Here is a 7,840-nt window from a genome sequence, read left to right as displayed (position 1 = left end):
ATGGCGAAAATAACGGAACTTCTCGCCCATATTTCTGACTGGTATATCAGCCGGGGATATATCACCAGCCGCGCTTTTCTTACCGAGCAGGATCTCTCCGGCGGCCAGCTGAATATTGTTGTGCTGGAAGGTCGGCTGGAAGCGATCCGTCTGGAAGGCGAAACGCCGCGCATGCTGAAAATGGCGTTTCCGGGACGGGTGGGCGGCATTCTTAATTTACGCGATATCGAACAGGGCATGGAGCAAATTAACCGTTTGCGTACCGACCCGGTTCAGATTGAAATTCTTCCGGGGACGCAGGCCGGATATTCCATCGTTAATCTCACGGCAAAACCGGAATTTCCCTTAAGTGTATCCGTAAGCCTGGATAATAGCGGGCAGAAGAGCACCGGTGAAAACCAGCTTAACGGTGTGCTCACCGCCAATAATATGCTGGGGCTGGCGGATAAATGGTTTGTCAGCGGCGGGCGCAGCAGTGATTTTGCCAGCGCGTACGATGCGCAGAATTTCCAGGCGGGCGTCAGCGTGCCGTTTGGTTACGGATTACTGGACTACAGCTACGCCTGGAGTAACTACCGGACCACCATCAGTAACCAGGGGTTCAACTGGCTCTCCACGGGCGATACCAGAACCCACCGCATTAACGCGTCATGGGTGGTCTTCCGCAACGGGGATGTCAAAACCGGCATTGCGGCAGGCGTGGTTCAGCGCTCCAGCCGCAACTGGCTTAACGACGCGCCGCTTCAGAGCAGCACGCGCAACCTCTCCAGCCTGGTCCTGGGCATCACGCATACGCAAAAGATGCTGGGCGGCGTGGCGACCTTCAACCCGACCTGGAGCCACGGCATGCCGTGGTTCAGTGCCGAAACCGACGAAGATAAGTCCGGGGATATGCCGCGGGCGGAATTCCGCAAATGGAGCCTGAACGCCAGCTTCCAGCGGCCTGTCGCCCGCAACGCGTGGTGGCTGACCAGCGCCTACGGCCAGTGGTCGCCCGACCGCCTGTACGGCTCCGAGCGCCTGACGCTCGGCGGCGAAAGCTCCGTGCGCGGTTTTAAAGAGCAGTACCTGTCCGGGGATAACGGCGGCTACTGGCGTAACGAGCTGGGGTATTCCCTCTTCACCCTCCCGGTGATTGGCGCGGTGAGCGCAACGGTCGCCGTTGACGGCGGCTGGCTGGAAAAAGACCGTCAGGACCGCTTTGCCTCCGGCACGTTATGGGGTGGCTCGGTGGGGCTGAGCAGCGCAGGGCGTTGGTACAGCAGCCAGATTTCGGTCGGTACGCCTTTGCACTACCCCGACTGGCTCGGCCCGGATCATGTGAGCGTTAACTGGCGCATTGCCTTCATGCTTTAAGAGACTCTACGACTATGGATACCCGTCACCCACCCGTTCGTTTCTCGCAGCGTCTGATCAGCTGGATTGTCTGCAGCCTGATGGTCTGGCAGCCGATGGCGCCTGCCGTCGCGGCGGCGCTTACGCCGACCGGGCAGACCACGGTCGATCGGGCGGGGAACGGGGTGCCGGTCGTCAACATTGCCACGCCGAACGGGGCGGGCATTTCGCATAACCAGTTCGGTGAGTATAACGTCGGCAAAGAGGGGCTTATCCTCAACAACGGTACGGACCGTTTAACCCGGACCCAGCTGGGCGGGCTTATCCAGAACAACCCCAACCTGCAGGCCGGGCGGGAAGCGAAAGGCATTATCAACGAAGTCACGGGCGCCAGCCGCTCGCAGCTGCAGGGCTACACGGAAGTCGCCGGTAAAGCAGCAAACGTTATGGTGGCCAACCCGTACGGCATTACCTGTAACGGGTGCGGATTTATCAACACCCCGAACGTCACCCTGACCACGGGGAAACCGCAGTTCGACGCCAGCGGTAACCTGCAGGCGCTGGAGGTGACGAAAGGCGCCATCACGGTTGAAGGCCAGGGGCTGGATGCCAGCAAGAGCGACGCGCTGTCGATCATTGCGCGCGCGACGGAAGTGAACGCCGCGATACATGCGAACGACCTGACGGTAACGGCAGGGGCGAACCGCGTGGGCGCAGACGGCAGCGTCAAACCGATTGCCGGTGAGGGCGCCGCGCCCGTGGTGGCCGTGGATACCGGCGCGCTCGGCGGGATGTATGCCAACCGTATCCGCCTGGTCTCCAGCGAGACGGGCGTGGGGGTGAACCTCGGCAACCTCACCGCGCGCCAGGGCGATATTCAGCTGGATGCGGGCGGGAAACTGACGGTCACGAACAGCCTGGCCAGCGGCTCGATTACCGCGAATGGCGCGGGAGTGGTCCTCAACGGCAGCCATCAGGCCGGGGGCGCGCTGAATGTGACCAGCTCGCAGGATGTGGAACTCAATAACAGCACGCTCGCCAGCCAGGGCGATATGCGCCTTTCCGCTGCGGGGAAAGTGCAGACGACGGGCGGCGGGACGAACAGCGCGGGCGCGCTGTCGGTGAGCAGCGGGCAGGGGATGACGCTCAGCAATACCTCCCTGGTCTCCCGCGGCGCGGCGACGCTGGACAGTAAAGATACCCTGACCGTCAACGGCGGCGGCGTGTCGGCACAGGGCGGGGCGCTGACCGTCACGAGCAGTCAGGGAATGGTGCTTTCGGATGCGACGCTGACGGGTCAGGCCGACACCACGCTGTCCACCGGCGGCAGCCTGACGCAGCGCGGCGGCAGCGTCACCAGCAAGGGCGCGCTCAGCGTGGCGGCCGGGAAGGATATCACGCTGACGAATACCCGCAGCGGTAGCGATACCCGCGCGACCCTCAGCAGCGGCGGCACGCTGTCATCCACGGGCAGTGCGGTCTCGGCAGGGGAGAGTCTGGCCCTGAGCGGCGGACAGCTGGTGCTGGACGGCCAGAGCCGGGCCGATGCCACGGGCGATATCCGCCTGACGGGCAGCACCGTCAGTAACCAGGGCCAGGTGAATGCGGGGCGAGACGTTGCGCTCTCCGGCGACAGGGTGTCCAGCAGCGGCCAGCTGGCGGCGAAAGGTCACCTTGACGTGAACGCAGGAGACCTGACGAACGGCGGCACGGCGCAGGGCAGCGACGTCACCCTCAGGGGGCAGACGGTCACCAATAACGGCACCCTGCAGAGCGCCGGTAACCTGGCGTTAAGCGCCGGAACCCTGGAACAGCGGGGCACGCTGAGCGCGAAAGGCAATGCAAACGTCACGGCGCAGCAGACCCTGCGTAACGACGGCAGCCTGCTGGCTGACGGGGCGATGAGCGTGACGGCAGACGCGCTTGAACAGAACGGCACCCTGTCCGGCGCGACGGCGCTGACGGCGCAGGCCGGCACCCTGACCAGCGGTCAGGCGTCCCGCACCACCAGCCAGGGCAATGTACAGCTTACCGCGACCCGCAGCGCCAGCCTGAACGGGCAGACGGACGCGGCGGGGGCATTAACCGTCAGCACCGGCGACCTGACCACCGGCCAGGATGCGCATCTGCAGAGCGGGCAGGGGCTTACCCTGCAGGCGCAGAATGCCGCGCTGAACGGCACGCAGGCGGCGAAAGGCGCCCTGTCGGTGACGGCGGGCACGATTGCGCACGCCGGGAAATCCACCGGTGACACGCTGAGTTTTAACGCGACCGGCGACCTGACCAGCGGCGGAGAGCTTACCGCCAGCGCCATCGCGCTCAGCGGACAGAACATCCTCCAGTCCGGCGCCGCAAAAGCGGACCGCATGACCCTGACGGCCCCCGGGCGCATCACCAGCAGCGGTACGCTGGTTGCCGGTACGCTGGCGCTGGACGCTGCCTCGGTGGAGAACGGTGGACTGCTGCAGGGGACCACCCTGCTCGGCCTGAAGACCGGGTCACTCACGAACCTCGCGGGCGGGTCGGTCTACAGCGCACAGGATTTAACGCTGAACGTTCCGGTGCTGGCTAACAGCGGGCTTATCACCACTGACGGCACATTGCGCCTCCGGGGTGACACGCTGACAAACCAGGGCGAAATCAACGGCGTCAGCCTGAGCAGCGAGTACCTCAGCCTGACCAACGCCGATACCGGACGCCTGCTGGCGGACGACAGGCTCACCCTGAACGGCACTGCGTTTGCTAACGCGGGCAATATAGCGGCCAGCGACCTGCACATCACGGCGGACAGCCTGCAGAACCAGGGCACCGTCGGGGGGGACTCGGCGCTGACGCTAGGCGTGGCAGACCTCACTAACCGTGGCGCGCTGCGCAGCAGCGGAACGCTGACGCTTAACGGCGACACGCTGGCCAACAGCGGCGAGCTCAGCGCCACCGCCCTGCTGCTGAACCTGACCCGACAGGCCAGCAACGATGCCGGCGGGCGGGTGATTGCCCGGGACGGCCTGACGCTGACCGCCGCCAGCCTGACGAACAGCGGGCTGATGGCCGGTACCGACGCGCAGTTTAACAGCGCGTCGTTGACCAACGGCGGCACGCTGCAGGGGACACATTCCCTCACGGCGACCGGGGCACAGCTCAGCAACCAGCAGGCGGGCATGCTGCTCTCCGGCGGCGCGCTCGACCTGCACCACACCACCCTGAACAACGCCGGGCTGCTGCAGGGCAACACCCTGAACCTGGCCACCGGCGAGTGGAACAACACCGGCAATGCGCTGGGGGAAGCAGGCGTGACGGCGGCGGTGACCGGTACGCTGACCAGCAGCGGTAAGGTGCTCAGCCAGCAGGCGCTGGACGTCCAGGCCGGCAGGACCGATAACCGGGGCCAGCTGCTGGCGAAAGTGCTGACCCTGCGGGGCGACCTGCAGAACAGCGGTCTGCTTCAGGGGAGCAGCACGCTGGCCTGGTCCGGGAACACCTTCACGAACCAGCCTCAGGGCCAGGTGACGGGCGGCGAGACCCTGACCCTGAGCGGACAAACCCTCAGCAACGCGGGCAGCCTTCAGGGGCGCAGCGCGACGCTTGACGCCGGGAGCCTGAATAACCAGGGCAGCGTTCAGGCGCTGGACGGCCTGACCCTTTCCACGACCGGCAGGCTGGATAACACGGGCGCCCTGCTCAGCCAGAACCTGTTCACGCTGACGGCGGCGCAGCTGTTCAACGACGGCCAGCTGGCCGGGAAAGCGCTCACGGTGAAGGCCGCGCAGCTGAACAACACCGGGATTCTGCAGGGTAACGACACGCTGGCGCTGACCACCCGCGCCCTGAGCAACGGCGCCACCGGGCAGCTGGTGAGCGGCAGTCCTCTGGACTTATCCCTCGACACGCTCGATAACGCCGGTCTGCTGCTGGTGAACGGCGGGTTCACCCTGCGGGGCAGCGACCTGACGAACCGGGGCGATATTCAGGCGCAGAGCCTGGATTTGGGCCTGAGCAATGCCCTGACCAGTACCGGGAACATCGTTGCCACCGGCGATGCCACGCTTAACGCGACGACGCTGACCAGCAGCGGCACGGTGGCGGGCAAAACGCTGACCGCAGGCGCGGCGGAGCTGCGCAACAGCGGCCTGATGCAGGGCAGCAACGCGGTTAACGCCACCGCCGACCGCTTTATCAACGAGCTGAACGGTAAATGGCTCTCCGGCGGCGGCTTCACGCTGACGGGCGGACAGCTGACCAACGCCGGTACGCTGCAGGGCGCCATGCTGGGTATGACCGGCACCACCCTCACCAACAGCGGCACGGTGAACGGGCAGACGGGACTCAGCGGCACGCTCAGCGGGGCGTTAACGAATACCGGGCTGCTGCAGAGTGGCGGCACGACCGCCTTCACCGCGGACACCCTGGCGAACCCGGGGCGCATCACGGGCGGTACGCTGTCCCTCACTGCCCGCGATATGAACAACGGCGGGCTGATGCAGGGAACGAACGGCCTGGCGCTCACCGGCACCACGCTGACCACGGGCGCGACCTCGCGCACCCTCTCCGGCGGCATGCTGACGCTGGATGCAGGCCAGCTGACCACGCAGGGCACGCTGCAGGGGAACGGCGCGGACATCAGCGCCAGCGACTGGACGCACGGCGGGTCTCTGCTCAGCCAGGGAACGCTGACGGCCACGACCGGCGGCATGCTGACCTCAACCGGCTCGCTGATGAGTCAGGGCCGGGCGGATATCACCGCACAGACGCTGGATAACCGCGGGCAGCTCCTCAGCGAGGGCGATGTGACGCTCGGCGGCAGCACGCTTAAAAACAGCGGCACCGTGCAGGGGAACACCCTCGCGCTGCATCAGAACAGCATTAACAACCAGGGCACCTTAACCGGTCTGCAGAGCCTGACCGTTCAGGGGCAGCAGCGGCTGATGGCGCGCATGGCGATGGCCGCGCCGCAGCAAGAGCTGATTAACGGCGCAGGCGGTAAGCTTCTCACCCAGGGTACTCTGACGATTGCGTCCGGCGCGGTGACCAACGCCGGCAGCTGGCAGGCACAGAACATCCTGCTTAACGCCCGGTCGCTCACCAACAGCGGCGCGGTGCAGAGCGCCGACGCGCTGCAGATGACGCTGGCCGACACGCTCACCGGGACTACGGGCAGTAAGATTACCGCGCTGGGTGCGGCAACGCTGCAGGCCGCCACGCTGGCGAACCAGGGCCAGTGGGCGGCGAAAAACCTGACGCTGACCGGCGGCACGCTCAGCAACAGCGGCGCCATCAGCGGCGTGAATGGCCTGACACTCAGCCAGACCGGCGCGGTCAGCCAGCAGTCTGGCGGGACCCTGCTGTCCGGCGGGGCGCTGAACGTCACGGCGGCCTCCGTCGCCAGCGACGGCAAAATGCAGGGGGGCACGCTCGGCATCACCACCGGGGCGCTCATCAACAACGGACGTCTGCAGGGCGATAACGGCGCGACGCTGGCCCTCAGCGGGACGCTGACCAACAACAGCGGAGGCGAAATCGTCAGCCGCGATGCGCTGACGCTGACCACGCCCGCGCTGTTTAACTACGGCCTGATCCAGGGCGGCGGCGAGACGCGCGTGACCGCTTCTTCGCAGGCGCGTAACGACGGCAGGCTGCTTTCCGGCGCGCGCCTGACGCTCGGCACGCCGCAGTTCACCGGCACCGGCTGGCTGCAGGCCACCGACCTCATACTCAATGCGGCAAACGCCACCAACGGCGGCACGTGGGTGGCCGATCGCGCCACCCTGACCGGCACCAATTTCGCAAGCCAGGGCACCACCCAGGCGGGACAGCTGACGGTTAACTACGGCCAGCTGAACAACAGCGGCACGCTGCTCGGCAACACGCAGCTGAATATTGGCGCGGACCAGGTAACCCAGAGCGCGGGCGGCAAGCTGCTGAGCGGCGGCAGCCTGTGGCTGCAGAGCCGGGGGCTGGACCTTACCGGCCAGCTGGTGTCCCTGGGGGACTTAACGCTGCAGCTGACGAACGCGTTTACCAGCAGAACCGCCGTGGCGGCAGGCAGAACCCTGACCATCAACAGCGGCGGCGACATCGATAACCGCAGCGTGCTGCAGGGGCAGGCGGTCAACCTGAACGCGGGCGGGCAGCTCAGCAACAACGGACAAATCACCACCGGCGGCGGCGCGAGTACGTTCTCCGGCAGCAGCGTGGCGCTGAACGCCGCGGGCTCGGTGCAGGGCGGAGGTGACATCACCGTGGCCAGCCGGAGCAATATTACCGTGGACGGCTTCACCGGCACGCGCGGCTCGCTGACCCTCAGCGCGCCGGGCGCCATCGTCAACACCGCGCTGCTGTACGCGGCGAATAACCTGGCGCTGTTTGCCGACAGCATCACCAACCAGCGTGGCGACATCATGGCGGGGAACAGCCTGTGGATGCAGCGGGATGCGGCAGGGAATGCGAACAGCCAGGTGGTGAATACGTCGGGGAATATTGAGACGCAGCGCGGGGATATTGCGATCAG

Annotated in this window: 1 protein-coding gene and 1 pseudogene; both read left to right on the top strand. The window is 66.0% G+C overall.

What is annotated here, in order from left to right; all coding sequences use genetic code 11:
• On the top strand, positions 1–1,356 hold a 1,356-nt coding region (locus tag ACDO57_RS23300; protein ID WP_370884623.1), incomplete at its 5' end, for a ShlB/FhaC/HecB family hemolysin secretion/activation protein.
• A gap of 14 nt (positions 1,357–1,370) precedes the next feature.
• A pseudogene (gene cdiA / locus ACDO57_RS23295) lies at positions 1,371–7,840 on the top strand (contact-dependent inhibition toxin CdiA); the annotation flags it as partial.

It is taken from the genome of Enterobacter cloacae complex sp. 2015409 (genome assembly GCF_041365315.1).
In the GTDB taxonomy this organism is placed as follows: Bacteria; Pseudomonadota; Gammaproteobacteria; order Enterobacterales; family Enterobacteriaceae; genus Enterobacter; species Enterobacter pseudoroggenkampii.
The sequence above is the reverse complement of the archived record's forward strand: the minus strand, read 5'-3'. Positions and strand labels throughout refer to the sequence as shown.